This window comes from Brevibacillus sp. FW301-21C12A (assembly GCF_058788915.1).
This window is the reverse complement of sequence record NZ_JBYTBG010000015.1, coordinates 1-26,120: the sequence shown is the minus strand read 5'-3', so window position 1 is coordinate 26,120 and position 26,120 is coordinate 1. Positions and strand designations below refer to the sequence as shown.

Genomic DNA, 26,120 nt, shown 5'->3' with positions numbered 1-26,120 from the left:
GCGACGTTTTCGTTTCCTCGCTGGATGGCGAGCGACAGCACCGAGTCGCCGCCCTCTTGTCTGGCTATTGCGGGTCATCGGCTTGCCCGGGCTGTGCTTCCGGCAGCGGATAGCGGGCATGCACGTGCTCTCGGAAAGTTGCGTAGTCGCATGCGTAGACGTGCGAATCATGGTCGCTCTCACACAAAAGCCGCATGCCGAGCCGCTCCGCAAACCGATTGCCGGCAGCGGTCACCGCCTCCATCGCGATGGAGTGAATGCGAATGCCGCTTGCGGCCACGCCATCCAGCACGCCGAGATAATGGTGGAGCATCAGCGGCAAGGCAGCACTTTTCCGGTAAGCATCAGCGACAACGACACAGGACAAAAAATAATACGCCGACTCCGGCGACTGCTCCGGATTTTCGATATCCGCAGTCGTCATCAAGCTGTCGTTGAAGCGGCCGGCGACGATTTGCTCGTAGACATGTTTTTTTACCGGGAGCAAATTCAGGAAAGCGACGACGCGGTTATCCGCTTCGATCGCGACGATGCTGTCCGGGCGGAAGCAGTACCAGTTGTAGCTTTCCTGGCTGGGCGTAATGAAATCGGCGCTATAATATTGAAGCTCAAGCTGCTCCATCTGTTGAAAATGCTCAAGCTGCAACTGGTCGAGTTTTTTCACGGGCGGCTCTCCTTGGGCTGAAAAAGTCGATGCGGCCAAGCATTTTCGCCAAACGTTGGCCTGGCATTTGGAACTATCTAGCATTTTATCACACAGTGGAAGACATCGCGAAAAAATAGGGAATTTTTATCCGGCAAGGCTTCCGCCACCTGAACAGCCTGTTTCGGATGCGGCGCGAGCTCGATCAGCCTGTTGGCGAGAGGGCTTTGGACGAAGCTTTTCAGTTTGCGCCGTGGCAGATGGAGACGCCTGAAGAGGAACGGCAATATTTGCAGGTGGAAGCGGAGATTTGGCCGGACACGCCGCTTGGGGCGGAACGGCTCGCCGAATACAAAAAGCAACCGCTCTGGACATCGCTCGTCATCCGGCAAAAACGCACGCTCGCAGCCGGGTTAATGGCGTGGCAAGAGGAGGAGCACGGGGTTATTGAGGATGTGTTTGTCCGCGAACCGTGGAGGCAGCGCGGCTTCGCCAAGTTTTTGCTGACGCAGGGACTTGCTTACTTGCAGGCACATGGACTGCCGTACGCCTGCCTGACGGTGCTGACGACCAATCAGTCGGCTTTGTTCCTTTACGAGTCGGTCGGCTTTTATGTGGAGAGCGAAGAGGTCAGGTATTTTTCAGAGCTGGCATAAAAAAGAGGGGGAAATCCATCCCCTCATGGTTTTGCCGGAAGCGTCATTTGTTTTGCAAAATGCCCAAATACGCTTTCCACGGCCCGACGTCCGTTCCGTATCGTTTCGCCATGACCCGCACGATTTGCGCGATGTGTGTCAAGTCGTGGACGACCCAGGTGGAAATCAGCTCCCGCGCTTTTACCGCGCCGAATGCCGGGTGCAGGCCAGTCAGCTCCAGGTGCAGCGCTGGATCGATCAGCTCCGTCAGCCTAGCGATATTTTGCTGGCGAATCGCTGTAAATTCGCGCAACTTTTCCGCCAGCGACTGCTCCGTGCGTCGGTTCAGGTGCGAAAAGCGATCAAAAGGGGGAAACGGCTTGCTGTCGCCTTCCTGCAAAATCAGTTCCAGCCGCGGTATCCAGTTCGTTCGCTCTGCCTCGATCAAATGCTCCAGCACTTCCACGGCGTTCCACGTGTCCTCGCCCTCGTTACAGGTCAGCCACCCCGTCGATAGACCGGATAAAAATTGTTGCAGCAGCAACGGCGTACGCTCCAACACCTCGACAGCTTCATGCATGCTGAAATTCATCAAAACGCCCCCTTGTCCGATTCAGGTTGATCCACTACGCGCCAAAACGTTGGCGATATCCACATCTTCTGCACAGTTCCTCGACAGCCTCCCTGCGAGAAAACCCTTCGACGATGGCATTGGCCCGCTCGCCTTCCACGATGTCCGTAAACGACGCTTGCTGAATATTGCCCAGGTTGATGACGCCCTCCCCGTCCAGACAGCACGGAACGACTGTCCCGTCGACCAGAATCGCCGCCTGGCTGCGCAAGGCGTGGCAAAAGCCCCGGCCCTCGTCGCGTGGAGCTGTCATGCTCGGCCACTGAAACTCATGGTCCTGGTTCAAGTAGACGCGCTCGGCGATTTTTACGCCGCTACCCGGCTCGACCTTTTCTTCGATCTGGTAATCGAGCGCAAATTCTTTTTCGATGATTGCAAGCGTCTGGCGGTTTCTGCTCTTTTGAATGTTCGTGATGTTGTTTTGGGTCAAATTCCACAGGCGGAAGGAAAAGATGACTTTGTGCTCCGCAGCGTCGCGGACGAAGGAGAGAATCTCCCGCAAGTAACCTTCACGGTCGGTCGAGCCGAGGTGGCCGTCAAAGCTGTGCAGCGAAAAGTTCATCTGCCTTAGCGCTGGCTTCCCCAGCAGCTTATGCCGATTTTTCGCAATCAATGTGCCGTTGGTCGTAATGTTGACCTTGAAGCCTTTTTCATGGCTGATGTCGAGCAGCTCGTCGATTTTCGGATGGAGCAGCGGCTCTCCTTTTACGTGCAAGTAAATGTGCCGGGTGTGCGGCCTGATCTCATCTAGCCGCTTCGCGAAGCTGTCCACCGAGATAAACGTAGCCTTGCGCTCCGTCGGCGGGCAAAACGTACAGGCGAGATTGCAGATGCTCGTAATTTCTATATAAACTTTTTTAAACGTTTTCAAAATATTGTCCCCATTCCAGTTGTCCTATTGTGAAGTGCGAATATACCTCACATAGTACCATAGGAGGCGGGGGAGGGGTAACGGTGTATTATGGGGGGCAGTTGTCGCAATGCTCTCTCGCCGTGCGTGAGCGACGCATCTGGAGAAAGGTTGTAGTTGTAGAAAAGTTCTGAAAACATGTGGTATAATCTTCCTGCAATAGCATAGGCTCCCGAGGGGCGGCGGCTCACTCTCTATCCCGAACAGGGAGGGGGTGAGAATATGGAGGTCTATCAAGCACTGACGTTGATGATTTCATTTGCAACGTTGATCGTGTTGATCTTGTCCTTCGACAGAAAAAAGAAGTAACCGCCCCTTGAGCTACCAACTCTGACGGTTACTTCTCATGTAACGAATGGAGCCGCACCCCTTGGCAGGGGATATGCTATTGCATGGACCGTTCCGGTTGCCGCCGGGGCGGTCTTCTTTGTAGTATATACAGCTACTGTTAATTTTAGGATAGATCAGTTTGCGGGATATGTCAATTTTTGAGCAGCAAACCAGCCAACTTGGACAAAAACACCCTCCTTCGTATAGAGCAAGTAATTCAATCAAAACAGGTGCAATGGAAAACATCAAGCATTCGATCAAAAACACCTGTTTTTTAACGGCAGAATCGACTGTAAACACTACTCCAGAGCCGTGAATGCTCGGGCATGCCCAAGAAGCACCAACGCTTGGTAGCGTCAGCATGGCGCTTCGAGGACGTGCACGATTTTGCGGAGCAAGTGAGGAGCGAAGCCTGAACGAATCTCAACGCTGGCTTGTCCAATGCGGACGATAAGTGATGAAACGGAGGTGTCGGGCTGATTCGTAATCGTAAGTGGCACAACCGACGTGAAATGAGGTTTTTTCGTTACTTTGATAAAAACGATTGAAAACAGCCGGAAAATCCCATATCCAATCACGACACCGAGGAAGTTCATGATTACGTCGTTGATGTCGACATAGCGATACGGAAATCCTAGAGCTAAACCTATCAAAAGTTGAAGCGATTCAATGGTACATCCAACGAGTAATCCGAGAAGAACTATTTTTCGCAGGTGAGTCTTGCCTAAAAACGAAATTCCAAATCCGAATGGTACGGTTAATGCGATATTTAATAAAACCTGCATGTCTGCCAATCCAAAACCTGCTGGAAAGAAAAAGGGAATCAGGTTCATTTCTTCTGCGAAGGTATTGGCCACTCGAGCCTTGTCAGCAATCAATCTCGGGTCAATCGGAATCGGAAAGAGTGTATACTTACCAAGATGCAAGACATAGACACAAAATAGTGTATAGAAGAACAGAAAGCCATACTTTTTTTTCCACGCCAGTCGAAGAATGATTGCTGAAATCAGTATCGCGGCAAGGCCAATGAACAACGGAGCTCGTTCGAAGAGCAGCAAGTGAATCCTCTCCTTATGTATAAGGGATGTAACGGCGGTATCGATCAGCCGCCGTTAGTATGCAATTTCATTACTTTGTCTGTAAAGTACCTGATCCTTTGACTGTCCAATAATCAAGGCTACCTTTATCGGCCTCAATGTAGTATTGAGCTGCATCACTTCGAGAACCAAAACTTTTCGAGAAGTTGCCGCTATTAGGAGTCACGGTTGTTGAACTGGATTGTCAACACTAAACTAGACAACTTTTTTAAGGTGTTCAAGTTTGTACTCGACAGGAGTTAGATAACCGAGTGAGCCATGGATTCTGATATGATTGTACCAATGCACGTAGTCGGATAACTCCAGCACTAGTTTTTCTAAACTTTCAAAATGCCGACCTTTAACAAACTCAGTTTTAAAGATTTTGAATGTTGCTTCGGCTACTGCATTATCATACGGACAGCCTTTCATACTAAGGGAACGCTTGATACGGAAAGCTGTCAGTGCTTCATCTATGAGCTTATTTTTAAACTCATTTCCACGATCGGTATGAAACATTTGAATCCTGTTTAAATCGGTTTGAATGGATGCAATCGCCTGGTAAACCAGCTTTGCATCTTTGCGTGGTCCCGCACTATACCCAATAATTTCTCGGTTAAAGAGATCGACTAATAGACATACGTATTGCCATTTTTGCGCGACTCTCACGTATGTCAGATCACTCACTACAACTGCCAGTTGTTCTCTCTGATCAAATTGTCGATCAAGCTCGTTTGTCACGTTTGATTCATTGCAAGACGCTACGTGAAGCTTGAACTGAGCCACGGTATACGATGACACAAGTCCGTTTTCTTTCATGATTCTGCCAATTCTCCGCCGGGATACGATCAAGCCCTTCTTTTTTAACTCCGTCTTAATTTTACGCGTGCCGTAGTTATGGCGGCTGATGCGGAAGATTCCCGTAATCGTTTCGACCAGTTCATCTTCGGAGTGTTTTTCCTGTGCCTCGTAGTAGTATGTACTTCTTGGTAATTGTAGGACTCTGCACATTGCTGATATCGAGTATTTGTGCTGGTTGTTCCGAATCACATTTACTTTCGTCCTAGTATCAGCGCAGCTTGCTTTAAAATATCGTTCTCCATTTGCAATTGTTTATTTTCTTTCCGCAATTTGATAAGTTCCTGTTGCTCGGGGGTAAGGTTATCCTTCTCTTTGAAAGAACCAGATGTTTGACTCTGTTTGACCCATTTGTCAAGCGCAGACGGTGTTAATTCATATTCACGAATGATATCCTTTCTTGGCTTTCCATTCTTATAAAGCTGAACCATCTGTTCTTTAAATTCAGACGTAAATGTCCTTCTTTCTTTTTTCGTCATAGTAGATTCTCCTCAGATATGTTAGTAGTAGTCTACTTGACCTTAATTTTCCTGTCTAGCTAAGTGTAACCTGTCCATTCTGCCAATCTGCGTGTTTGGAGTCACGTATCCATCGATACAGCATTTTAGGGTCTATCCCATGCCGTCTGGCTACTTGGCTAGCGTTTCCTACTTCGTGGGCTTCCTGGATCAATTGTTGTTTGAACTCGATTGAATAGCGTCTCCGTTGCATAAAAATATCCCCCTCTGTTCTTCTGATATCAGCTTAACAAGATAAGGGGGTATGACTCAAATCCAATTTTGGGGCTTAAAAGTGACAAGTTACTAAGCCTTCACGTTGAGGGGGCGATAACAACAGAACAATTCAAACAGCAAAATGAGCGTATCACCCAACAACAGCAAAACCTTGCAAACAAAAAGGCTGAACTGCAATCCAGTTTAGAAGTAAGAAAAGACCTCAATGAACAGCTACAAGCCTTTAAAAAAGAAGTAGAACGCTTCATTAACCTTGACATTGAAGATGAACAAGTTTTGAAGCAGGTTCTACAAAGGCTTATCCACCAAATAGAAGTGTTCGAGGGCGGAAAGATTAAGATTCACTACAATCTTTCCCACCCTCTCCCCTCAAATTAGGTACAGTTTACTTGGCTGTATCTTTTCTTTCAAGTCTCACTGTCACCTCCACATGCGCCGTATGCGGAAACATATCCACCGGCTGCACGCTCGCCAGCTCGTACCGCTGCAGCAGCTTCGCCACGTCCTTCGCCAATGTCGACGGGTTGCAGGACACGTACACAATCCGCTTTGGCTGCACATCCAGCAGCGAACGAATCAACGCATCATCCAGCCCGGTGCGCGGCGGGTCGACGACGACGACGTCCGGGCGCGTGCCTTGTTTGGCCCATTTTGGCATCAGTACCTCGGCGCGGCCTACGTGGAAGCTTGCGTTTGTCGCCTGGTTGCGCGCCGCGTTGCGGTTGGCGTCCTCGACGGCTTCCGGGATCAGCTCGATGCCGCGCACTTCGCGGGCATGCGGAGCGAGCCACAGGCCGATCGTGCCCGTGCCGCAGTACAGGTCGAGCACAAGCTCCTTGCCAGTCAAGGCGGCGGCCTTTTTCACTTCGTTGTACAGCTTCTTCGTCTGCTCCGGATTCAGTTGGAAAAAGGCGCGCGCCGACAAGTCAAACGACAGCTCCCCGAGCTTTTCCGCGATAGAAGGTCTGCCCCACAGGGAGAACGTCTGGTCGCCGAAGACAAGCGACGTTTTTTGCGGATTAACGTTTTGCGCGATGCTGACAAGCTCGGGCAGGCGCGTGCGCAGCTCCAGGATCAGCTCCTTGACGCGGGGAATTTCCTTGGTGGCTGTCACCAGCGTTAGCTGCGTTTCGCCTGTGGCAAAAGCTACTCGCGCCACGATCGTGCGGATGACGCCTGTCCGCTTGCGCTCGTCGTAGACGGGGATGCCCAGCTCCTCGATGATTTTTTTCGCGGCTTGCACGATTTTGGTCGTCGCCTCGTGCTGCACCTGGCAGCCTTCCAGATCGACGAGCTTGTGGCTGCCTGTCTGGTACAGTCCGGCGATGAGCTTGCCGTTTTGCTTGCCCACCTGGAACTGCGCCTTGTTGCGGTACGACCACGGGTTGTCCATCCCGATGGTCGGGGCGACGGGGGGATCGGACAGGCGGGCGTATTTGCGCAGAGACTCGATGACGATTTCCTGCTTGCTCGCAAGCTGTGCCGCATAGTCCATGTGTTGCAGGCTACAGCCGCCGCATTCCTTGTAGACCGGACAGGGCGGGACTGTGCGCGCGGAAGACTTCTCCACGACGCGCAGCAGCCGGGCCGTTGCGTACTTTTCCCGCGCTTCCGTCACTTCGGCATGCACGACCTCTCCGGGGAGAGCGCCTTCGACGAAGACGATCTTCCGTTTGAAGTAGCCGATCCCTTCGCCGTTGATTCCCAGACTTTTTATGGTGAGCGTCATTTGCTGGCCGACGCGTATCGTTGTCTCTTGTTCCTTTTTGTGTGTTGGCATCTTTGTTCTCCTCAGGACGATTCAGTATCCTTTCATTATAGTTGATTGCGAGACTTGTTGCATGGGGAGGGTGCACACGCATCCGGGCGCTGTGCTCACAAATAATGGCAACTTCCTGTGCAGCCTTGTTTTTGTTATAATAGTGCGGAGAATACTGAGGGAGTTGTGACGCTAGATGCAAGAGCTATTTGACAAAATGAAAGAATACCTCAACATGGATACCGAAATTTCCTTTGAAGAGTTTGATGGCTACTACAAAAAAGTAGTCGCGTTTCTGAACGATAACTGGAAAGAGTTGAACGAGGAAGATACGATGCACATGCTGTTCATCCTCGACAACCTCAAATCGAACGGCGAAGATCGCGCCAAGCGCAAAGTGAAGGAAGCGAAAAAATACGCGAAAATGGCGCAACGCACCGAGATTTGGGCAAATGCGCTGATCGGCCGTCTGCGTGAAGCCGGTTTGACCGACGAAGAGATCGGCAAGCGCTACGAAGCCATCTACGAAGCGGTGTAACAGCCGACGATAGCATAAAGCAAGAGAGCCACCCGGGTGTGAGCTCTCTTTTTTTGTGCGCGATCCAAAGCAGGATGCGGTTTTGTTTGACAAGAAAACAGAGTCGCATTATAATTTGTAACTAATAATTTGAATAGTTCGTTATCAGTTGCGTAGAAAAGGAAGAGTAGGAACAGAGAGCAGCGTGCAGAGAGCCGTTCCCCGTGCTGAAAGAATGGCCGCCTAGCCTGTTTTGAAAATCACCTTGGAGCAGTGTTCTGGAAAGCCGCCGCAATCGGGCGGTGAGTAGAGGACAACGGATTCGTCTCCGTTACCGGACGGGAGTTCCCCACGTGGAACTTCTACAAGTCTGTTTTTCGTGAGGAAGACAGAGAAGCTGAGTGGTACCGCGATGCCTTCGCCTCAGCCAGCCGTGCGCAAACCAAGCGCTGCTGGCGAGGCGGAGGCTTTTTCTATGAAAAAAAGAGACAACCAACGTTTGGGAGGGGCCAGAGAGTCATGCATACAGTGAGAGTGGAAGAAATTGTGGTGGCAAACCACGGATTGAAAGACGTAGTGGAGAAGACACCGCTGCAAAAAAACGACGTGCTGTCCGAGCGCTACGGCTGCAACGTCTATTTGAAGCGGGAAGATTTGCAGGTCGTCCGCTCCTTTAAAATTCGCGGAGCGTACCATTTCATGCGCAGCCTGTCCGCAGAGGAGCGCGAGCGCGGAGTAGTGTGCGCCAGTGCGGGTAACCACGCGCAAGGAGTCGCGTACTCGTGCCAGAATCTGCAAATCCAGGGCACGATTTTCATGCCGACGACGACCCCGCGCCAAAAAATTTCCCAGGTCAAACGGTTCGGCGGCTCGTATGTGGAGGTCGTGCTGATCGGGGACACTTTTGACGACTCGTTCGCAGAAGCGATGAAATATTGCCTGCAGGAAGACCGGACGTTTGTCCATCCGTTCGACGATCCGCTGGTGGTGGCAGGGCAAGGCACGGTGGGGCTGGAGATCATGAACGATCTGGAGGAGCCTGCTGACTTCGTTTTCATGAGCATCGGCGGCGGCGGCCTGGCGGCAGGGGTCGGCACGTATGTAAAAGGCATCAGCCCGGATACGCAAATCATCGGGGTGGAGCCTGCGGGAGCGGCATCCATGAAAGCGGCGCTGGAGAGAGACGACGTCGTGACGCTCGATGAGATCGACAAGTTCGTGGATGGAGCGGCAGTCAAACAGGTCGGACAGTTGACGATGAGCATTTGCCGCGAGGTGCTGAGCGATATCGTGCTCGTGCCAGAGGGCAAAGTATGCACGACGATTCTGGAGCTGTACAACAGCAGCGCGATCGTGGTCGAGCCTGCCGGGGCCTTGTCGATTGCCGCGCTCGACTACTACAAGGAGCAGATCGCGGGCAAAAACGTCGTCTGCATCATTAGCGGCGGAAACAACGATATCGACCGGATGCAGGAAATCAAGGAGCGCTCCCTGCTGCATGAAGGCTTGAAGCATTATTTCATCATCAATTTCCCGCAGCGCGCCGGGGCTTTGCGCGAGTTCATGGAAAAGGTGCTCGGTCCGCACGACGACATCACGCGCTTTGAGTACACGAAGAAAAACAACAAGGAAAACGGCCCGGCGCTGGTCGGCATCGAGATGAAGTGCCAGGAGGACTACCAGCCGCTGATTAGCCGGATGAAGCAGCACGGCATCCGCTATGTCGAGATCACCAACGATCCGTATTTGTTTAACCTGTTGATTTAAGAACATTGTGTTACAACAGATGCCGAATTTGCAAAAATGTATGAATACAGCGAAAAATGGAGCAAACGGGAGCATTTGAGCGAGAGAAGAAGGTATTGTGGCGTAATGTATTATAACAAACTTTTATAAAACAGGTTCTGTTGTAATACAATACAGATAACAACACACGGGGGGTTATAATCATGACGCCAATCACTACGTTTTTCCGAAACCTCGAAGCAAAATGCTGCGCAGCTTGCGGCCAGACCATCAACGAGCAGGCTGAGTCTTACGCGAACGAATGCTTCACTTGCCAGGAGCAGGCATCCTACGACGCCTACAAGCACTACCACCAAAAACGGTAAGCAGATGAATACAGCATAGATCAGGTGTACCGAACGGCTGGAGCCAGAGGGTATGCCTTTTTTGTGCGATCAGCTTCTTATCCGGTATCAGTGCACCCAGGGCTGCGCCAATAGCCTAAGTTTTCTCATTTGGGCAAACCGTGCCGCATGCGCTTCTCCCCTACTTTTATGAAAAGCGCCGGAAGCTTTTTCCACAAAAAAGCCGCTGCTTGTCTGGCAGCGGCACTTTGCCATTCAATGCGGTTTGGCCTGGGACTTGGCGGCCTGTTCCTTGACGTAGTCGATCAGGCCGAGCTGGAAGCCCTCCTGTGTCAGCAAGCGCTGAGCTTCGTAGGTGCTGGCATAGTAGGCTTGGACGTGCGGATCGTTTTCCAGCACGCGGCGGCATGCCTCGTCGCGGGAAAGCTCTCTGTACCAGTCCGCCTCCTTGATTTGCGCGACCAGCTCCTCATAGGCCGGCTCGGGCTTTTTCCACGGGTTCAAGCGGTGAAAAATTTCACCGAAAATCGCAACAACGACTAAAATTCCGATGAGAAACATGTTTGTCACCTCTGACGTTGGTTCCTTTCCATGGTAACATTCCCGGGTTGCTTTTCGCTATGGGGAAGTCGTCTCTCGCTTGCAAAAGCACAAGAAAGCAGGCATGCTAGATACGAAGAGCCGTTCGAGGAGACAGCAAGCATGCTAGGAAAAGGAAAGGAGGATGCCTTGTGTTTCATCCACTCATCTTCGACAACATCCGAGTGGTGCTGGAAGGCGCGGTGTACGACCGCGATTTTGACGGGGCGATCACGATTACCAATCGGTCGGACGTCATGGATATGGCGACGTTCCAACGCTTGTTCCAGATCGACTTCAAGCTGGCCGAGTACGCGGAAAATGACCAGGGCGTGCGGGCGCAAATGCAACTGCGCACGAGCCTGGGCGACGTAGCCGCGGAGCAACTGGAAACGCCGCTCGTGGAGCATATCGGCTGCACGATTTGCATTCATTTTTACATGCAGCTTGAAAAGCCCGGCGACATTCCGAACAGCGCAAAAGAGATTACGGCGATCCTCAACGACATTTGGGGAGAGCGCCCGTACATTACCCAGACGCTGTCGGCGAAGCTGCCGGAGCACCGGATCGAATGGCCGCCGCCAAGTTGGGAAAACCGCGTGACGCTGGACTTTCACCGCAAGATCGACGAGGGCAACATCGACGACCTGCGGCTGCTGATCGAGCACACGATTCAATCGCTGGTCGGTCTGCAAAACTACGTCGATCAAACATAGGGATTTACATTTTCAAGCATGCGTATTATCATTTTGTTAACCTTATTATATTTTTAGTTAACATTGGAGGCTATTACGCATGAGAAACGAACGTTTGAGATGGCTTTTGTTGTCCGCCATTTTTGCCGCTGTCACGGCTGTGCTGTCCCAGTTGACGATTCCGCTGCCGCTCATTCCGATCACCGGACAGACGCTTGCGGTAGGCTTGACCGCGACGATCCTGGGCAGCCGCTACGGTACACTCGCTCTTTTGATTTACGTGCTGCTTGGAGCGGTCGGCTTGCCTGTCTTTTCTGAAGCGAGCGGCGGGGTGCAAGTATTGGTCGGCAAAACGGGCGGGTTTATTTTCGGCTTCATCGCCACTGCCTTTGTGACGGGCCTTTATTTGGAAAAATTCGGCTTCACCTTGAAGCATGCGGTCGTCGCCAACGTGATCGGCATGTTCGTGACGCTCGCCTTCGGTTGCGTTCAGCTCAAATACGTGCTGGATATCCCGTGGGACAAAGCCATTGCCTTCGGCGCTACGCCGTTTTTGGTCGTAGGCGTTATCAAAGCGGTGCTCGCCGCGCTGATCGGCATCAAGGTGCGGGAGCGTTTGATCGCTTCTCGCCTGCTGCGCGCAGAGCAGCCTGTCGCACGCTAACAACGGTACGCCTTTTTCGCCACCTGAAATTTTCAGGTGGCTTTTTTTTCGCATAAACTCCTTTTCTTGCCGGATACTATCGGTAATCCAATCGAAGCACATGAGGGGGATTTCCATGGGTGTGACAATCTCAGGCCCACGCGGCTTGCCGATTTCCGGCAATTTGCTTGCTTTTCGCAAAGACCCGCTGCAGTTTATCCGCGACGCTGTTGCCGAGCATGGCGATGTCGTTCACTTTCGTTTTGGGCCGAAAAGGCATGTCTATTTGCTGACCAATCCCGACCAGATCAAAGAAGTGCTCGTGACCAAGCAAGACCATTTCAAAAAAGGAAAAGGGTTGCAGGTCGCCAGAGCCGTCGTCGGCGACGGGATTCTCACCAGCGAAGGCAAGAAGCACATGCGCCAGCGCAGACTGATGCAGCCGGCTTTTCACCGGGAGCGGATTGCCGGCTACGGCCAGGCGATGGTGCGCCAGGCTGTCGAGCTGTTGGAGGACTGGAAAGCAGGGGAAGTCCGCGACATTCACGACGATATGATGCGGGTGACGCTGGCGATCATTACGGAAACGATGTTTGGCAAAAGCATCAAGGAGGGCGCCGACAAAATCGGACATGCGATCGACGTCGGACTGAAATATGTGGCGAACAAAGCTTCCTCCTTTATCGACATTCCGTTGTCGGTTCCGACAAAAAGCAATCGACAGTTTCTGGAGTCGAATGAAACGCTGGATCAAACGATTTATTCCTTGATCGAAGAACGACGAAACAGCCAAGACGACAGACAGGACGATCTGTTGGGGATGCTTCTTGCGGCGCGGGATGAGGACGACGGCCAAGGGATGACAGACGAGCAGGTGAGAGACGAGGTCATGACGATTTTCGTTGCCGGTCACGAGACGACAGCCAATACGATGTCGTGGATCTTTTATTTGTTGGCGACTCATCCGCATGTCGAGGCCAAGCTGCACGAGGAACTGGCGACTGTATTGGACGGCAGGCTGCCTACGGTCGACGATTTGCCTAAGCTTACCTACACGAGCCTCATCGTTTCGGAAACGCTGCGCCTGTATCCGGCTGCCTGGACGATTAATCGGGAAGTGGTCGAAGAGGTACAGATTGGCGATCACACGTATCAGCCTGGCGATACGCTGATGATGAGCCAGTTTGTCATGCATCGTCTGGAGCGCTACTACGAGAAGCCGGATGAGTTTATTCCGGAGCGATTCGCGGGCGATCTGCTGAAACGCAACCCGACGTATGCCTATTTTCCGTTCGGGGGAGGGCCGAGGGTTTGTATCGGGAACAACTTCGCTCTGATGGAAGCTGCCCTGCTTTTGGCGACGATCGCGCAGCGCTACCGCCTGCGGCTGGCAGAGCCTGGTCAAGTAGTGGAGCCGGAGCCGCTCGTTACGCTGCGTCCGAAAAACGGCCTGCCGATGCGCCTGGAAAAGCGGGAGTAAGGCAAAAAAAAGAGGCATCTTTGCACTACGGTTTCGCCGTGATGTGTCAGATACCGAACTGGGGGTTATTTATCACTGAAAGCAACATGCTTACAAGAAATACTTTAGCAGAGAAATATAAAAAATAAATTAACTGCTAATAAATCTATATAAACTAACTGTGATAAAAGGGAATGGTGAAGGAGAAGCTGCTTCCTATTCCCTGTTCGCTGTTTACCGTGAGTTCTCCGCCGTGGCGGCGCACGATGCTCTGGCAGATGGTCAGCCCAAGCCCTGTGCCGCCGTTGTTGCGGTTGCGGGACTTCTCTGCGCGGTAAAACTTGTTGAAGATTTTGGGCAAATCCTCGGCTGCGATTCCTTCCCCTTTGTCTATGACGGAAAACAGCACGTGGCCTTCCCGCTGGTCGCATGTAACCAAAATCGAGCCATTCGGCTTGTTGTAGTGAATCGCGTTGTTCAGCAAGTTTTCCATGACGCGACGCAGCTTTGTTTCATCGGCTTCGATGTGCAGCTCATTGGATACGCGCAACTTCCATTGAAACGTCAGGCCGGCTTCCTTTACCCGCGCCAAATAGTCCTCGATAATTCCTTTCAAAAATCCTTTCACGTGAATGCGGCTAATGTTGAGCCGCACCTCCGTACTTTGCACCGTGAAGTCCTGCAACTCGTCCAGCAGCTTTTCCAGATCGCTCGTCTTCACTTCGATTTTGCCCATTTGCTTCTGAATCCGCGTCAGGTCCGTGACCCGCCCGGAGCCGATGTAGGAGGCGTAGCCTTTGATCGTGGTCAGCGGCGTGCGAAAATCATGGGCGATGGAGGCGATCATTTCCGACTGTCTCTCTTCGGAAAAGCGCAGCTCGTCGACCATGTCGCCAAAGTAGCGAAAAAGCTGTCCGAACTCGTCGTGCGAGCGGTACGTAAACGTCACAAGCCGTTTGCCCTCGCGAATTTCCTGAGTGACGCGGGCCAGCTCATTGACCGGGCGCAAAATCCAGCGGAGGAACAGGGCGAGCAGCAGCAGGCCGACGAGGACGAGGCTTCCGTAAATAAACCAGAGCATCATGGAGACTCCGGTTGTAGCCATCATGTCGTAATCGTCCGTGTAGAAGTAGACGACGATCTCTCCCGCACGGGGAGGCTCCTGCTGAAAATGGTACTCTGCCACGACTTTCAGGTCGCTTTTCGTGGTGGAAGGGAGGGACAGCTTCAAGGAGTAGGCTTGTGACGGCCTGTGGTAAATCGTGTTGCCGCTCGCGTCCTTCACGACCATCCGGTACATGACGTCTTCCGGCAACTGCTTCTCCAGTTCCTGGCGCTCGATCGGGTCCTTGAAGTTGCTGGAGCGCAGTAGTTGGTTGAGCCGGACCTTTTCTGCCGCATCCTTTTCCGCCTGGTACTGGTTGTGACGGTCGTTTTTCAACTGGTCGATGATGATGTCCTGGAAGACGAATTTGAACAGCAGGATGTTGAGGGTAATCAAGGCGATAAAGGAGAGAAAAAGCTTGTTGCGAAGACTCATCTACAGTTTCTCCCCGATGAATACGTAGCCTGTCCCCCATTGTGTTTTGATGAATTGCCGTTCTGTTTCCAGCTTCTCGCGCAAGTTTTTGATGTGGACCGTCACGGTGTTGAGGGAGCCGTAGCCGTACCCCCAGACGCGGTCGTAAATTTGTTCCCGCGTGAACACGATCCCGGCATTTTCGGCGAGGAACGTCAGTAGTTGAAACTCTTTTGTGGACAGCTCAATCTTCTGGCCGTTGACGTAGACAGAGTACGTTTCCTTGTGGATCTCCAAGTCCTTGAACTTCAGGACGGTGATCGGGGAGCTGGGCGTCTCTTTTTCCGGCTGCTCCTCGGTATGCTTGCGAATGCGCTCGTAGCGTCGCAGATGAGCGCGGATGCGAGCCAGCAGCTCTTCGGTGTCAAACGGCTTCGTAATGTAGTCATCGGCGCCGATTTCGAAGCCGACGACTTTGTCGACCGCCTTGCTTTTCGCGCTGAGAAACAGGATCGGCAAATCCCATTCGCGGCGAATTTGCGAGCACAGCTCGTAGCCGCTCATATTCGGCATCATGATATCGAGCAAAATGAGGTTGGGCCGCTCGCCCTGGCTCAGAAGAGCAAGCGCATCCTCGCCATTTTCCGCCGAGGAAACCTGGAAGCCTTCGTTTTCCAAAATATCTTCAAGCAGTTCAATAATCTCCTGGTTGTCATCAACGATCAAAATGTGATCTTTCACCGGAATTACCCCCAGTTACTTCTATTAATAGGTGGATGAGGTGCTATGGCACAAAGAACTAATCCTGTCTATCATAACATGCTTTCACATGATAAGGGCAAGTATCCGTCCATTCATGCATCTTTACTTATAGGTAGGGGCACCTCTTTAGACCTGGTCCTAAATTTCGTCAGAAAAAGCCAGAGACGCAATGTCCCTGGCTCTTATTTTTTGCCGAACTACTTCTTTTGTGCTTGATTTTCCGACAACGATGCAGCTTGCACCGCGTTTTCCTTTTTCGGAGCTGCCGCTTCCAGAACAGGTGTGCTGATGCGCTTGGCGCCAACATAACGCTTGCTCCAGTAGTACGGGTCGTTCAACTTGGTGTTGACGACGCCGCGGCCAGATTCCGAATGCACGAATGTGCCGTTCCCGATGTAGATGCCTACGTGTGAGATGCTTCGTCCGTTTGTATTGAAGAACACAAGATCTCCAGGCTGCAAGTCTTTCTTGGCAACCTCTGTCCCCAGTTCGTATTGGGCGGCAGAATTGTGAGGCAGGTCTACACCTAACGCATCAAATACGTAGCGTGTGAAACCGGAGCAGTCAAAGCCCTTTTTGGACGTGCCAGATGCTTTGTAAGGGACGCCATACAGCTCGCTGACTACGTCTTGGAGTGTTGCACTCTCTGCCGCATGTGCAGCGCCGGCCCCCATCACAAGCATTCCAGCCATAACGAAAGACATTACCACCTTGCGCAAAAGAAACTGCTCCTTTCGTGAGCCTACGAAGTTAGCTGAAGGGTTCGGTCGAAAGGACGCCCTAGACTGCCAGCTGGCAATCATTCACCCCAAAAAAACTGGTTCCCCCGCTTCCGTCATACGGAATTCGGCTATTTTTCGATGTTTTTTTACACGCACCTTACGAAGATTCTACGCTTTTCCCGTTTTCCCTCTTTTTTGACCGCTTGTTCACTTTTTTGTCACAAAATTTCGCCAAATGGTGTAACGTCTTGCTTCGACAATGCAAGCGCTGGCTGGCGAAAAAGAGGGGACCAGGCTCGTCCGATTACGGCAGGAAATGCTCTCCGTCCAGGGACGGAGGGAAAAACCAACCGCACGCCCGTTATGGGGAGCCTATGCGGGGGGCTACAATAATGCCATAAGGTTCAACAAGCACCACACGCAAGAGATGATAGGAGGTAAGCGAGCATGAGCGAACGGTCTGGAAAGTTTTTGCTCGGACTGGTTCTCTTGCTGGTCGGCGGGTTGGTTCTCCTGGATTTAATCGGAATCGACCTTGGTGATCTGATCGGGATTTTGATTCCCGCGGTCATCATGCTGTACGGCGCTCGAAAAATCATGGGACAATCCGGTTCGCGTTTTTGGGGAATCGTGATCTTCCTGTTCGGGTTCCTGATGCTGATCGGCAAGCTCCATCTGCTGTTTCACGGCTTACTGGCCATTGGTGTGATTTATCTGGGGTATCGCTTACTGCGCCCCGGCCATGTCCCCAAAGAAGCGCCGCCAGCCTGGGAACGTCAGTGGGCACAAAAAGTATTAAAAGAAGACACGCTGGACGCGTGGGAAAGAGAAATGACCCGCCGCCAGCCATAAGCAGCCATGTCGCGAGAGCTTCTGGATGAAATGACACGATGTGATATGATGAGGAGGAATTGAAAATGAGTATTTTCAAACGTTTGCGTGACCTGACAGTAGCTTCGGTAAATGACGCCCTGGATTCGATGGAAGATCCGGTAGTTATGCTGAATCAATACATGCGGGATATGGAAGTGGAAATCGGACAGGTCGAAGTGGCTGTCGCCCGCCAGGTAGCATTGGAAAAGAAATTCCGCCAGCAACTGGACGAAGCGAACGCTTTGATCGAAAAGCGCGACCGTCAAGTAAAGCTCGCGTTGACAGAAGGGGAAGACGAGCTTGCCCGCCGCGCTCTTGCGGACAAAAAGCAGTATGAAGCTCGTGCAGCCGAGTACGAAACACTCTATCTGGCAGCTTCCGAGGCCGCTACGCAAATGCGTGAAAAGCTGGCCGAACTGAAGGAAGAGTTCTATAAAATGCGCGCAAAAAAATTCACGCTGATGGCACGGGCACAAGTAGCCCGCACGCAAAAGCAGGTGAATCATGCGGTAGCAGGGATTGGCAATCAGTCCGCAGGCCGCGGGTTCGCTCGTATGGAAGAAAAAGTGATGCGTATGGAGGCGGAGGCACAAATGAGCGGCCAATGGCGCCAAACGAACCTCGCCTGGGAGAGCGCGTTGTCTGACCTGGAAAAAGACGATCTGGATGCGGAGCTTGCCAGCATCAAGGCGTCGTTGAAGGAGAAAAAACCAGCGTCCGCCCAGCCGGAACAATCTTGATTGGACAGGAACTGGGGGATTGGTTGTAGAATAGAGTGTGTCAATCAGGCAGCCTGTATAGCAGGCTGCTTTTCCCCTAGGAGGTACGATTCTTGGCAGACTTCATGGTCTTTTTGCGAAGGTTCATCGCTGAGCCTGGACGTGTAGGCAGCGTGATCCCCAGCTCTCGGTATTTATGTGAGCGAATGTTGAGCCACGTCAATTGGGCTTCAACAGATGTCATTCTTGAGCTGGGACCTGGCACGGGCGCTTTTACCCAAACCATTTATCAAAAAATCAATCCTGATACCGACTATGTGCTTGTGGAGCGTGACAGCCAGTTTCGATCCATCCTTCAATCACGCTTTCCTGATCTTCCTGTCAGGGAAGAAGCGACGAGACTCGGACAATATTTGGAGGAGCTGGAGCTTGGCAAGGCAGATGTCATTATTTCCGGCCTGCCGTTTGCCAATTTTCCGCAAGAGTTGCGAACAGCGATCCTGGACGAAGTGCAAAAGGTATTGAAACCAGGCGGTCTGTTCATTACATTCCAATATTCGCTACAACTCCAGGCTGAGCTGCAGGCGCGTTTTTCCTTGGTAGAGACAGACTTCACCTTGCTGAATATCCCACCTGCATTCATTTATACATGTCGTAACGGACAAAGTGAAAAAGATCGGCATGGGGCGTAAGAGAGGAGACTTTTGTGAAACTGTCCCGCTTGCACACAATGTTGGCCGGCGTCCTGATTATTTTGACAGGAATCGGCCTTTTATTAGACAGTTTGCATATTATTTCGTTCGGTCTGTTTGACCTGTGGCCCATGGTGCTCGTCTACTTCGGCGTTCGCCTGTGGGGACAGAACAAGCGGATTGGCGGCGGCATTCTGTTTTGTTTAGGATTCATTATCGCGCTGGATATGTGGTTTGGCATCGGCGTGGACGATTTGTTCCAACTCGCTGTGCCTGTCCTGTTTATTTATTTTGGCTTTCGATTGATTCGCGGCAAGACCAAAGAAAGAGGAAATCGTCCGCCCCTTCCGCCGTTTTCAGCTCCGGATGAGACGCCAGCTTCCGCCATGGGCGGCGGGAGTCAAACGGCTCAGCCGAGCGGGATTCGCCAGGAAGCTGCCCAATGGCTGGACAGCTTGAACAAATGGAAGCCTTCACGCGGCAAGCTGCCTGAGCAGGAGGGAGAATCTGCCTACCGTGAACGGATTTTGCCCAAAGATTCTCGCAGCTCCCTGATCGGGGATTACCATCTGACCTCGGGACGTTTTGAACTGAGCGCCCTGCATGTGTGGCACGGGATCGGGGATGTGGTCATAGACCTGTCCCGCGCGGTGCTGATGCAGGATGAAGCGGTGCTGGTTGTGGAAGGCTGGGTGGGGGATGTCACGATATACGTTCCCGTCGATCTCCCGGTTTCTGTCAACGCAGAGCTGAGTCTGGGCGATCTGGAAGTGCTGAGCCACCGTCAGGGCGGAATCAACCGCAGCGTCATGATTCGCTCCGATCAATACGAAGAGGCGGCTCAAAAAGTGAATGTGCATATCTCGCTGCTCGTCGGCGATATAAAAGTCAAGTACATCTAGGAGGTACTGGCGGATGCGTCGACAGCGATTAGCGAGTATTCAGTGGCAATATGTGCGCTACGGCGTCCTGCTTGCCGGAAGTGCAGTGGTCGTTTCGTTTATTTGTTTCTTTTGGCTCTATTTTGTGTGGAAAGATATGCCGGAGGTTCATCGCTGGTACAACAGCCTGATTGGCGATCCGAAGGTCGTTTTGTGGATGGAAGATTATTTGGGAGTGACCTTGCCCGCGCAGCCTGACGGGCTGGTGCAACTGGCGGCGTTTGTCGTGTCGCTTCCGGTCGGTGTGCTGGTGGCGCTGATTATCTCCTACATCGTCGGGAACCTGCTCAAGAAAAGGCTCAGCGTGTTGTGGGAAGCCGCCATGAAGCTCGGGCGGGGGATGCTCTCCTACCGCGTGCCGGATTTGGGCGTCGATGAAGTCGGCGAGCTGGGCTGGCAGTTGAATCGGCTGGCCTCGCAGTGGGAGGAGCAGGTCGCGTCCTTGCAGCGTCTGTCCAATCACAATGCGGCCCTGGCAGAGCAGGTCAAGCAGGCAGCCGTCACCGAGGAGCGGCAGCGCTTGGCACGCGAACTGCACGATGCGGTCAGTCAGCAGTTGTTTGCGATCGCCATGACGACGGCAGCGATGCGGCGGCTGGTGGAGAAAAATCCGCAGCGCGCCGCCCAGCAGATTGAGCTGGTGGAAGAAATGGCAGCGGCCGCCCAGGCGGAGATGCGGGCATTGCTCTTGCATCTTCGCCCCGCCACGCTGCAAAACAAGTCGCTGAAAGAAGCGATCTTGGAACTTTTGGATGAACTGGAACGTAAAAATACGATGGAGCTGACGTGGGAGATTGAAGACGTCGAAGGCTTGCCGAGCGGCATTGAGGATCATCTGTTCCGGATTTTGCAGGAGTCGTTGTCCAATACGCTGCGGCACGCCAAAGCCAGCCAGATTGCGGTCAAGTTGTTTACCTTGCAGGAGCAGGTGCGGCTCAGGGTAACCGATGACGGCGTCGGCTTTGATCCGGATGGAGAAAAAATGACGTCGTACGGCCTGCGCAGCATGCAGGAGCGGGTGGCCGAGGTAGGCGGCTCGATGGAGATTTATTCAGCGATCGGCAAGGGGACGCAAATCGAGGTGCGGATTCCCTTGATGTCACAGCCGGAACGGGAAGGGTGAAATTTCTGTGATTCGCGTATTACTGGTAGACGATCATGAGATGGTGCGGATGGGGCTGGCTGCTTACTTGTCAACCGAGGATGATATCGAGGTGGTGGCAGAAGCGGGCAGCGGAGAAGAAGGAGTGCGGATGGCGGTAGAGCTGCGACCGGATGTCGTGCTCATGGATCTGGTCATGGAGGGCATTGGCGGTGTGGAAGCGACCCGGCGCATTCGTGAAGCTTGTCCAGCGAGCAAAGTCATCGTCCTCACCAGCTTTATCGACGACGAAAAAGTATATCCGGTCATCGAAGCGGGGGCCTTCAGTTACTTGCTCAAGACTTCGCGTGCGGCCGAAATCGCCAAGGCGATCCGCTCGGCTGCAGCAGGAGAGCCTGTACTGGAGTCGCGAGTGGCAGGAAAAATCATGGCCCGTTTCCGGCACGGACAGGAATCGCACCCGCACGAGCAGTTGACCCCGCGCGAGCTTGAAGTTTTAAAGCTGATCGGCCAGGGCAAGTCCAACCAGGAAATTGCCGACGAGCTGATTATCGGGATCAAAACGGTAAAGACGCACGTCAGCAATATCCTCGCCAAGCTGAATGTCGAGGACCGCACACAGGCGGCCATTTACGTGCACACGCATAATCTTGGCTAACAGCGTGAAAAAAGCGAAAATGCTTCTCGTTATGAGGGGCTTTTTTGAGTTTTTTTTGCGGATGTGGTAAAGATAGTAAGTAACAGATTGGGAAAGGAGGGGACGGGCTATGAGGCACAAACCTCAGACACGCTCCAAGGTGCTTTCGGCGGACAATGGCGTGGACATTATCGGAGATGTTCACGGCTGTTACGACGAGTTTATGGAATTGATCCAGCGTCTGGGGTACGAACGGAGCCAGGACGGCACCTATCGTCACCCCCAGGGCCGAAAGCTCCTTTCCCTCGGAGACATTACAAGTCGCGGGCCGTACTCCATCAAGATGCTGCAATTTTTCCACCTCCACGTCACAGCCGGGCTGGCGGAGATGGTCGACAGCAATCACGGCTGGAAAATCGCCCGCTGGCTGGACGGAAGACCTGTTACACTGGCACATGGCGATGAAAAGGTGGAGGAGGAGCTGCGGCTCTACCAGCAAGAGTTCGGGCCGAAAAAAGCGTCTCTTTTGCGGGAGCAGAGTCGGCGCCTCTTGTTCTCCTCGCCATCGCACATGATGATTCGCCGCCATGACAAGCTGGAAGCCGTTGCCGTGCACGCAGGCATTAAGGATGACTACATCGGCATGGAATCGCCGGCTGTCTATACGTTTTGCCGTTACGGGGACGTAGCCGGGACCGGGCCTGATGGCCGTCCGATTCGCCGGGAGTGGGCAAAGGAACGAAAAGTGACAAGCCCGATTATCGTCTGGGGACACGATCCCCACCCGGAGCCGAAACGAAAAAACGGCACAATCAACATCGACCAAGGGTGCGTGTTTGGCGGAATGCTGACCGCCTATCGCTTTCCGGAGGACGAGGTGTTGAGTGTGCCGGCCAAGAAAAATTATTCAGGTCTGGCAGATACGCCGCTGACGCGCTATACGGCGGATTGAGAATCGTTTTTCTGGTTTTTTCTGTTGCTGACTTGCTCGATCGTATTCTTCGCGGACGAGTGAATACCGACACTGGCCAAGCCCGCTGTTACGCCTTCCATCAGCGCTGTTTTCCAGTCAAAGCCCGGCGAGTACAGCCATTGGTTGACCATGTACAGCCCGACAATCAAGACAACGGCTACCCAACTGCGCAGCTTTTTGGGGATGCGAAGCACATCAGACAAGGTAGCGGTGCCTGCCAGGGCAAAGGCGATGATTAAGCCGAGATCGAAGCCCACGGGACACTGCCTCCATTTCTTATTTTTTCAATAGCTCATACAGGCGCTTCAAGATGATCGCCTCCGCCCAGAGCGGCAAAGGCTTGTCAGCCTGGCTGCGCCAATCTTCGTTGGTCAAAAGACCCTGGTCAAACATCCAGTCGATTGCTTCCTGTTTCCAATCTGGCAACGTTCCTCCACCTCCGTTTCCTGGGCTGGGAGTAGTCGTTGGCGACGGCGTGGGAGCGGGAGTAGGGGCTGGAGTCGGAGCGGGGGTTGGTGTGGCCGGAGGACGGTAAGGCAGCTTGGCGTATTCGCAAAAAGCGCGGACGACCGCTTCGGCGAGCCGTTTCCAATCCCTGGCGAGCTTGTCGGCGTCCAGCGGGTTGTCGGCGAAGCCGTACTCAATAATCACGGTTTCGACGCTGCCGGTTTCCCTGTGCATGTAGTAGTAGTCCCGATTGGAATTGTTCGGGAGCGTCCGGGTGAAAATCCGGCGATTGGGCATTCCCTCCGCTTCCAGCTCCTCCTGGATTATGCGGGGAAAGGCGGCGGAGCCATAGATCGAGTAGATGACCTCGGAGCCTCGGCCGCCACCTGCGTTGATATGGTTGGATATGCAGTAGCGCGCGCCGCTGTTTCGCACAAGAGTCGTCCGTGCATCGCTGGAAAGCGTAGTATCGTTTGTTCGCGTCATCGCGACCGGAATGTTCAGTTCCTTGAAGCGATTGAACTGATACAAAGAAATTTGCAGAGTCATATCTTTTTCGAGAAACTGGGCGTTGTTGCCGCCGCCAGGATCGACTCCACCGTGCCCGGCGTCCACAATCAGGATAGGAGCCATTTGTGCATCACCTCTTGCCATTAGGATATGCTTGGAATGGCCGAGATGGCTTGGGGCAGTCTCACCAATTTCGCGGGTTGCAATGTACAGAATGCCCATCTATGGTACAATAAAAGAGTTCGTAACTACGCAAAGAGGATGGTAATGTATTGATGGCTTGGTACAACTGGGTAATCCCGATCGTTACACTGTTACTCGGCCTCGTGGGCGGTTTTGCCGGAGGCACTTATTACTTGAAAAAACAAATGTCCAACATGCAGATGGACGAAAAACAACTGCAAGCCATGGCCCGTTCTATGGGGATGAACCTCAATCAAAAGCAGCTCAAACAAATGAGCCGTACCATGAAAAATATGAAAATGCCAAATAAATTCGGGAAGTAGTGCGGAGGGGGTGTCGTTATGGGACCGACCCGTCTGCGTTACACGATGATCGGTTTTATTGCAGGTGTATTGGTCGTGTATTTAAAAGATCTGCCGATGGGGGAAGGGACCCGATTCGCAGCACCTTTTTACGGAGCGGGCATTGGTCTTCTCATCGACGGCATCATATTGCGCATGAAGCAACGAAAAGGGAAAGAAGAGTAGGGGAGCTTGGCTTTGGCCAGGCTTTTTATTTTGGGCATGACAAAGCCGGATCGCCATACGGCAATCCGGCTAAACTTGCGGGAGGAAACTGCCCGCGGACGCTCATTCTTGAGCATGCCTCGATAGCGGTTTTGCTTATTGGGTAAAAATCAGCTCGTAGATCATTTTCGTAATCAAGGTGATCGAGACGATCAAAAACAGCGGCCGGACGTAGCGAACCCCGGTTTTGATAGCGACCTTGGCGCCGATGCTCGCGCCGAGCAGCATGGCGATCCCCATGACAAGCCCGGTCAGGAAAATGACCTTGCCCTCCAGACAGAAGACGAACAGCGCAGAGAGGTTGCTGGCCAGATTCAAAATCCGCCCGTTTCCTGCCGCGATCACGAAGTCATAGCCGAACAGCAGCACCATCAAAAAAACGAAAAAAGAACCGGTGCCCGGTCCGAAGAAGCCGTCGTAAAATCCGATCAAAAAGGTAAAAGGAATGCCGATGCCAAGGGTAAACTTGGTCATCCCTTTGTAGTTGGAGTCTTGCCCGAACCGTTTGTTGAACAAGGTATAGACAAAAATCAGCGCCATCATCACGATGACGAGCACCTTCAACAGCTCCTGGGGAACGAACAGCACCGTCTTTGCTCCGAAATAAGCGCCTACGAGCGAAACCGGGAAAAGAATGAACATCAGTTTCTTGTCGTATTTGCCCGAGCGGATAAAAGTGAAGGAGCTGGTCGCAGAAGAGATCGTGCCTGCGAGCTTGTTGGTGCCGAGCGCCAGATAGGGAGGCAGGCCGAGACCGAGCAGCGCAGGCAGGGAGATAAGACCGCCGCCGCCGACCGTGCTGTCGATGAAAGCGGCGACAAATCCGAAGAATGCGAGAAACAATACCGTGAGTAAGTCCATTTCCATTGAAATCACCTGATTCTCTAAGTATGTAATAAACCAAGTCTAGCACTCTCCTTTTTGATTGCAAGTTGGAAATGTTTAAAAAGAATTGCTAGATTAATATACTTTGCATACCGATTTGTTGTAAAAGTAGTTGTCTTGCAGTATAATAAGGTCGTAGCTTGACCCATACATATTTTGAGGAGGAATGTTACAATGGCACATCAACTTCCTGCATTGCCTTACGCACATGACGCACTGGAACCTCATATCGACGCGCAAACCATGGAAATCCACCACGGACGCCACCATGCTACTTATGTGAACAACCTGAACGCAGCTCTGGAAGCTCATCCTGACCTGCAACAAAAAAGCGTGGAAGAGCTGATTAGCAACCTGGACGCTCTGCCTGAGTCGATCCGCACTGCTGTTCGCAACAACGGTGGTGGACATGCTAACCACACTCTGTTCTGGGAAATCCTCAGCCCGAACGGCGGCGGCGCCCCAACTGGCGAACTGGCTGACGCGATCAACGCGGCTTTTGGCAGCTTCGACAACTTCAAGGCTGAATTTGCAAAAGCAGCAACTACTCGCTTCGGTTCCGGCTGGGCTTGGCTGACTGCTGAAGGCGGCAAAGTGGCAATCACCTCCACTCCTAACCAAGACAGCCCGATCATGGAAGGCAAAACACCTATCCTCGGCCTGGACGTTTGGGAGCATGCTTACTACCTGCGCTACCAAAACAAACGCCCTGACTACATCAGCGCGTTCTGGAACGTAGTAAACTGGGATGAAGTAAGCAAACGCTTTGCTGCTGCGAAGTAATCTTGGTTTTTGAGCAATCATAAAGGGCTTGTCGCATCTGTATGGGCGACAAGCCTTTTTTATCGTGTGACGGATTGTCAAGCCAAGTGCGACACTGCCTCCATGAATGATTCGTAGGCGGTCTTCCAACCCAAACACTTTCTTGGACGATTGTTAATGAGATATAACGCATGGATCAATTCTTCCGTTGATACTTCAGCAAAATCTTTACCTTTAGGGAAAAATTCACGGAGAAGCCCATTGGCAT

33 protein-coding genes, 1 pseudogene and 1 riboswitch are annotated in these 26,120 nt (G+C 52.5%); of the genes and pseudogenes, 19 read left to right on the top strand and 15 right to left on the bottom strand.

Features of this window, described 5'->3' with window-relative positions; all coding sequences use genetic code 11:
- Positions 1-64: 64 nt before the first annotated feature.
- A complete protein-coding gene (locus AC3WQH_RS11735; protein WP_007779537.1) occupies positions 65-664 on the bottom strand; it encodes a hypothetical protein in 600 nt (199 codons plus the stop codon).
- A gap of 206 nt (positions 665-870) precedes the next feature.
- Here AC3WQH_RS11735 and AC3WQH_RS11730 point away from each other — a divergent pair, with 206 nt between their 5' ends.
- Positions 871-1,299, top strand: coding sequence for a GNAT family N-acetyltransferase (locus AC3WQH_RS11730; RefSeq protein ID WP_492332049.1), 429 nt, complete (start codon positions 871-873; stop codon positions 1,297-1,299).
- A gap of 43 nt (positions 1,300-1,342) precedes the next feature.
- On the opposite strand, the gene AC3WQH_RS11725 is transcribed toward AC3WQH_RS11730, so the two are convergent.
- Entirely contained in the window at positions 1,343-1,870 is a 528-nt protein-coding gene (locus tag AC3WQH_RS11725) for a DinB family protein (protein ID WP_005830091.1), read from the bottom strand.
- Between the two features lie 34 nt (positions 1,871-1,904).
- Positions 1,905-2,780, bottom strand: a complete 876-nt coding sequence (locus tag AC3WQH_RS11720; RefSeq protein WP_005830093.1) for a radical SAM/SPASM domain-containing protein — start codon at positions 2,778-2,780, stop codon at positions 1,905-1,907.
- A gap of 261 nt (positions 2,781-3,041) precedes the next feature.
- On the opposite strand from AC3WQH_RS11720, the gene AC3WQH_RS11715 reads away from it, so the two are divergent.
- Positions 3,042-3,128 (top strand): putative holin-like toxin, encoded by an 87-nt coding sequence (locus tag AC3WQH_RS11715; protein ID WP_221175368.1) that lies wholly within the window; start codon positions 3,042-3,044, stop codon positions 3,126-3,128.
- A gap of 377 nt (positions 3,129-3,505) precedes the next feature.
- Here AC3WQH_RS11715 and AC3WQH_RS11710 read toward each other — a convergent pair whose 3' ends face one another.
- The 3 genes from AC3WQH_RS11710 to AC3WQH_RS11700 all read right to left on the bottom strand — a co-directional run bounded on the left by AC3WQH_RS11710 (position 3,506) and on the right by AC3WQH_RS11700 (position 5,794).
- Positions 3,506-4,207 (bottom strand): VanZ family protein, encoded by a 702-nt coding sequence (locus AC3WQH_RS11710; RefSeq protein ID WP_005830095.1) that lies wholly within the window; start codon positions 4,205-4,207, stop codon positions 3,506-3,508.
- A 234-nt stretch (positions 4,208-4,441) separates the two neighbouring features.
- A protein-coding gene (locus tag AC3WQH_RS11705) for an IS3 family transposase (RefSeq protein ID WP_100225778.1) occupies positions 4,442-5,562 on the bottom strand; the annotation gives its coding sequence in 2 pieces (ribosomal slippage) (positions 4,442-5,313 and positions 5,313-5,562; 1,122 coding nt in all).
- A 55-nt stretch (positions 5,563-5,617) separates the two neighbouring features.
- Positions 5,618-5,794, bottom strand: a complete 177-nt coding sequence (locus tag AC3WQH_RS11700) for a transposase (RefSeq protein WP_129552246.1) — start codon at positions 5,792-5,794, stop codon at positions 5,618-5,620.
- Positions 5,795-5,862: 68 nt separating this feature from the next.
- On the opposite strand from AC3WQH_RS11700, the gene AC3WQH_RS11695 reads away from it, so the two are divergent.
- Positions 5,863-6,195 (top strand): hypothetical protein, encoded by a 333-nt coding sequence (locus tag AC3WQH_RS11695; protein ID WP_241752903.1) that lies wholly within the window; start codon positions 5,863-5,865, stop codon positions 6,193-6,195.
- Positions 6,196-6,202: 7 nt separating this feature from the next.
- On the opposite strand, the gene rlmD is transcribed toward AC3WQH_RS11695, so the two are convergent.
- A complete protein-coding gene (rlmD, locus tag AC3WQH_RS11690; protein ID WP_290426517.1) occupies positions 6,203-7,597 on the bottom strand; it encodes a 23S rRNA (uracil(1939)-C(5))-methyltransferase RlmD in 1,395 nt (464 codons plus the stop codon).
- Between the two features lie 175 nt (positions 7,598-7,772).
- Here rlmD and AC3WQH_RS11685 point away from each other — a divergent pair, with 175 nt between their 5' ends.
- The 3 genes from AC3WQH_RS11685 (at position 7,773) to yhfH (ending at position 10,204) form a co-directional block, all read left to right on the top strand.
- Positions 7,773-8,114 (top strand): hypothetical protein, encoded by a 342-nt coding sequence (locus AC3WQH_RS11685; RefSeq protein WP_005827620.1) that lies wholly within the window; start codon positions 7,773-7,775, stop codon positions 8,112-8,114.
- A 498-nt stretch (positions 8,115-8,612) separates the two neighbouring features.
- Positions 8,613-9,860 (top strand): threonine ammonia-lyase IlvA, encoded by a 1,248-nt coding sequence (gene ilvA / locus AC3WQH_RS11680; RefSeq protein WP_221843046.1) that lies wholly within the window; start codon positions 8,613-8,615, stop codon positions 9,858-9,860.
- A gap of 182 nt (positions 9,861-10,042) precedes the next feature.
- Positions 10,043-10,204: a protein YhfH gene (gene yhfH / locus AC3WQH_RS11675; protein WP_005827625.1), complete on the top strand. Its 162-nt coding sequence runs from the start codon at positions 10,043-10,045 to the stop codon at positions 10,202-10,204.
- A gap of 234 nt (positions 10,205-10,438) precedes the next feature.
- On the opposite strand, the gene AC3WQH_RS11670 is transcribed toward yhfH, so the two are convergent.
- Complete coding sequence (locus AC3WQH_RS11670) at positions 10,439-10,744, bottom strand: hypothetical protein (RefSeq protein ID WP_007777213.1); 306 nt, start codon at positions 10,742-10,744, stop codon at positions 10,439-10,441.
- Between the two features lie 170 nt (positions 10,745-10,914).
- Between AC3WQH_RS11670 and AC3WQH_RS11665 the strand changes: the two genes are divergently transcribed.
- The 3 genes from AC3WQH_RS11665 (at position 10,915) to AC3WQH_RS11655 (ending at position 13,580) form a co-directional block, all read left to right on the top strand.
- Positions 10,915-11,478 (top strand): hypothetical protein, encoded by a 564-nt coding sequence (locus AC3WQH_RS11665; protein WP_327944534.1) that lies wholly within the window; start codon positions 10,915-10,917, stop codon positions 11,476-11,478.
- 79 nt (positions 11,479-11,557) lie between these two features.
- Positions 11,558-12,121, top strand: coding sequence for a biotin transporter BioY (locus AC3WQH_RS11660; RefSeq protein WP_492332048.1), 564 nt, complete (start codon positions 11,558-11,560; stop codon positions 12,119-12,121).
- A gap of 115 nt (positions 12,122-12,236) precedes the next feature.
- Positions 12,237-13,580 carry a cytochrome P450 gene (locus AC3WQH_RS11655; protein WP_005827634.1) on the top strand — a complete coding sequence of 448 codons (1,344 nt, stop codon included), beginning with the start codon at positions 12,237-12,239 and terminating at the stop codon, positions 13,578-13,580.
- A gap of 154 nt (positions 13,581-13,734) precedes the next feature.
- Here the strand turns inward: AC3WQH_RS11655 and AC3WQH_RS11650 are convergent, their stop codons facing one another.
- The 3 genes from AC3WQH_RS11650 to AC3WQH_RS11640 all read right to left on the bottom strand — a co-directional run bounded on the left by AC3WQH_RS11650 (position 13,735) and on the right by AC3WQH_RS11640 (position 16,559).
- Entirely contained in the window at positions 13,735-15,099 is a 1,365-nt protein-coding gene (locus tag AC3WQH_RS11650; RefSeq protein ID WP_005827636.1) for a sensor histidine kinase, read from the bottom strand.
- The gene (locus AC3WQH_RS11645; protein WP_005827638.1) at positions 15,100-15,819 is read right to left on the bottom strand and encodes a response regulator transcription factor; all 720 of its coding nucleotides are present in this window, start codon (positions 15,817-15,819) and stop codon (positions 15,100-15,102) included. It lies immediately after the preceding gene.
- 218 nt (positions 15,820-16,037) lie between these two features.
- Positions 16,038-16,559 (bottom strand): C40 family peptidase, encoded by a 522-nt coding sequence (locus AC3WQH_RS11640; RefSeq protein WP_327953722.1) that lies wholly within the window; start codon positions 16,557-16,559, stop codon positions 16,038-16,040.
- A 4-nt stretch (positions 16,560-16,563) separates the two neighbouring features.
- A riboswitch (cyclic di-AMP (ydaO/yuaA leader) is annotated at positions 16,564-16,702 on the bottom strand.
- A gap of 307 nt (positions 16,703-17,009) precedes the next feature.
- Between AC3WQH_RS11640 and AC3WQH_RS11635 the strand changes: the two genes are divergently transcribed.
- The 7 genes from AC3WQH_RS11635 (at position 17,010) to prpE (ending at position 22,478) form a co-directional block, all read left to right on the top strand.
- Positions 17,010-17,414 (top strand): LiaF transmembrane domain-containing protein, encoded by a 405-nt coding sequence (locus tag AC3WQH_RS11635; protein ID WP_221843042.1) that lies wholly within the window; start codon positions 17,010-17,012, stop codon positions 17,412-17,414.
- Between the two features lie 65 nt (positions 17,415-17,479).
- The gene (locus tag AC3WQH_RS11630; protein ID WP_005827645.1) at positions 17,480-18,175 is read left to right on the top strand and encodes a PspA/IM30 family protein; all 696 of its coding nucleotides are present in this window, start codon (positions 17,480-17,482) and stop codon (positions 18,173-18,175) included.
- A 92-nt stretch (positions 18,176-18,267) separates the two neighbouring features.
- Positions 18,268-18,846: a class I SAM-dependent methyltransferase gene (locus AC3WQH_RS11625; protein ID WP_005827648.1), complete on the top strand. Its 579-nt coding sequence runs from the start codon at positions 18,268-18,270 to the stop codon at positions 18,844-18,846.
- A gap of 14 nt (positions 18,847-18,860) precedes the next feature.
- Positions 18,861-19,748 (top strand): cell wall-active antibiotics response protein LiaF, encoded by an 888-nt coding sequence (liaF, locus tag AC3WQH_RS11620; RefSeq protein WP_005827649.1) that lies wholly within the window; start codon positions 18,861-18,863, stop codon positions 19,746-19,748.
- Positions 19,749-19,761: 13 nt separating this feature from the next.
- A complete protein-coding gene (locus tag AC3WQH_RS11615; protein ID WP_005827651.1) occupies positions 19,762-20,910 on the top strand; it encodes a HAMP domain-containing sensor histidine kinase in 1,149 nt (382 codons plus the stop codon).
- A gap of 7 nt (positions 20,911-20,917) precedes the next feature.
- Positions 20,918-21,547: a response regulator gene (locus tag AC3WQH_RS11610; RefSeq protein ID WP_005827653.1), complete on the top strand. Its 630-nt coding sequence runs from the start codon at positions 20,918-20,920 to the stop codon at positions 21,545-21,547.
- A 109-nt stretch (positions 21,548-21,656) separates the two neighbouring features.
- Positions 21,657-22,478, top strand: coding sequence for a bis(5'-nucleosyl)-tetraphosphatase PrpE (prpE, locus tag AC3WQH_RS11605; RefSeq protein WP_005827655.1), 822 nt, complete (start codon positions 21,657-21,659; stop codon positions 22,476-22,478).
- On the opposite strand, the gene AC3WQH_RS11600 is transcribed toward prpE, so the two are convergent.
- Both AC3WQH_RS11600 and AC3WQH_RS11595 read right to left on the bottom strand, forming a co-directional pair.
- Positions 22,463-22,756, bottom strand: a complete 294-nt coding sequence (locus AC3WQH_RS11600; RefSeq protein WP_005827657.1) for a hypothetical protein — start codon at positions 22,754-22,756, stop codon at positions 22,463-22,465. The genes prpE and AC3WQH_RS11600 overlap by 16 nt on opposite strands.
- A 19-nt stretch (positions 22,757-22,775) precedes the next feature.
- The gene (locus AC3WQH_RS11595) at positions 22,776-23,579 is read right to left on the bottom strand and encodes an N-acetylmuramoyl-L-alanine amidase family protein (RefSeq protein ID WP_005827659.1); all 804 of its coding nucleotides are present in this window, start codon (positions 23,577-23,579) and stop codon (positions 22,776-22,778) included.
- A gap of 152 nt (positions 23,580-23,731) precedes the next feature.
- Between AC3WQH_RS11595 and AC3WQH_RS11590 the strand changes: the two genes are divergently transcribed.
- Positions 23,732-23,962 (top strand): YneF family protein, encoded by a 231-nt coding sequence (locus AC3WQH_RS11590; protein ID WP_005827661.1) that lies wholly within the window; start codon positions 23,732-23,734, stop codon positions 23,960-23,962.
- Positions 23,963-23,980: 18 nt separating this feature from the next.
- Complete coding sequence (locus tag AC3WQH_RS11585) at positions 23,981-24,166, top strand: hypothetical protein (RefSeq protein ID WP_005827663.1); 186 nt, start codon at positions 23,981-23,983, stop codon at positions 24,164-24,166.
- Between the two features lie 135 nt (positions 24,167-24,301).
- Here the strand turns inward: AC3WQH_RS11585 and AC3WQH_RS11580 are convergent, their stop codons facing one another.
- Positions 24,302-25,072: a TSUP family transporter gene (locus tag AC3WQH_RS11580; protein WP_005827665.1), complete on the bottom strand. Its 771-nt coding sequence runs from the start codon at positions 25,070-25,072 to the stop codon at positions 24,302-24,304.
- Positions 25,073-25,264: 192 nt separating this feature from the next.
- On the opposite strand from AC3WQH_RS11580, the gene AC3WQH_RS11575 reads away from it, so the two are divergent.
- Entirely contained in the window at positions 25,265-25,873 is a 609-nt protein-coding gene (locus AC3WQH_RS11575) for a superoxide dismutase (protein WP_005827667.1), read from the top strand.
- Between the two features lie 77 nt (positions 25,874-25,950).
- Here the strand turns inward: AC3WQH_RS11575 and AC3WQH_RS11570 are convergent.
- A pseudogene (locus AC3WQH_RS11570) lies at positions 25,951-26,120 on the bottom strand (IS30 family transposase); the annotation flags it as partial.

Bases quoted from the DNA above. Each gene is read 5' to 3' on its own strand.
- ilvA (WP_221843046.1), top strand. From the start codon at position 8,613: ATGCATACAGTGAGAGTGGAAGAAATTGTGGTGGCAAACCACGGATTG.
- AC3WQH_RS11655 (WP_005827634.1), top strand. From the start codon at position 12,237: ATGGGTGTGACAATCTCAGGCCCACGCGGCTTGCCGATTTCCGGCAAT.
- AC3WQH_RS11650 (WP_005827636.1), bottom strand. From the start codon at position 15,099: ATGAGTCTTCGCAACAAGCTTTTTCTCTCCTTTATCGCCTTGATTACC.
- AC3WQH_RS11615 (WP_005827651.1), top strand. From the start codon at position 19,762: ATGCGTCGACAGCGATTAGCGAGTATTCAGTGGCAATATGTGCGCTAC.
- prpE (WP_005827655.1), top strand. From the start codon at position 21,657: ATGAGGCACAAACCTCAGACACGCTCCAAGGTGCTTTCGGCGGACAAT.
- AC3WQH_RS11595 (WP_005827659.1), bottom strand. From the start codon at position 23,579: ATGGCTCCTATCCTGATTGTGGACGCCGGGCACGGTGGAGTCGATCCT.
- rlmD (WP_290426517.1), bottom strand. From the start codon at position 7,597: ATGCCAACACACAAAAAGGAACAAGAGACAACGATACGCGTCGGCCAG.
- AC3WQH_RS11585 (WP_005827663.1), top strand. From the start codon at position 23,981: ATGGGACCGACCCGTCTGCGTTACACGATGATCGGTTTTATTGCAGGT.
- yhfH (WP_005827625.1), top strand. From the start codon at position 10,043: ATGACGCCAATCACTACGTTTTTCCGAAACCTCGAAGCAAAATGCTGC.
- AC3WQH_RS11725 (WP_005830091.1), bottom strand. From the start codon at position 1,870: ATGAATTTCAGCATGCATGAAGCTGTCGAGGTGTTGGAGCGTACGCCG.
- AC3WQH_RS11670 (WP_007777213.1), bottom strand. From the start codon at position 10,744: ATGTTTCTCATCGGAATTTTAGTCGTTGTTGCGATTTTCGGTGAAATT.
- AC3WQH_RS11580 (WP_005827665.1), bottom strand. From the start codon at position 25,072: ATGGAAATGGACTTACTCACGGTATTGTTTCTCGCATTCTTCGGATTT.
- AC3WQH_RS11660 (WP_492332048.1), top strand. From the start codon at position 11,558: ATGAGAAACGAACGTTTGAGATGGCTTTTGTTGTCCGCCATTTTTGCC.
- AC3WQH_RS11715 (WP_221175368.1), top strand. From the start codon at position 3,042: ATGGAGGTCTATCAAGCACTGACGTTGATGATTTCATTTGCAACGTTG.
- AC3WQH_RS11630 (WP_005827645.1), top strand. From the start codon at position 17,480: ATGAGTATTTTCAAACGTTTGCGTGACCTGACAGTAGCTTCGGTAAAT.
- AC3WQH_RS11590 (WP_005827661.1), top strand. From the start codon at position 23,732: ATGGCTTGGTACAACTGGGTAATCCCGATCGTTACACTGTTACTCGGC.
- AC3WQH_RS11635 (WP_221843042.1), top strand. From the start codon at position 17,010: ATGAGCGAACGGTCTGGAAAGTTTTTGCTCGGACTGGTTCTCTTGCTG.
- AC3WQH_RS11685 (WP_005827620.1), top strand. From the start codon at position 7,773: ATGCAAGAGCTATTTGACAAAATGAAAGAATACCTCAACATGGATACC.
- AC3WQH_RS11700 (WP_129552246.1), bottom strand. From the start codon at position 5,794: ATGCAACGGAGACGCTATTCAATCGAGTTCAAACAACAATTGATCCAG.
- AC3WQH_RS11575 (WP_005827667.1), top strand. From the start codon at position 25,265: ATGGCACATCAACTTCCTGCATTGCCTTACGCACATGACGCACTGGAA.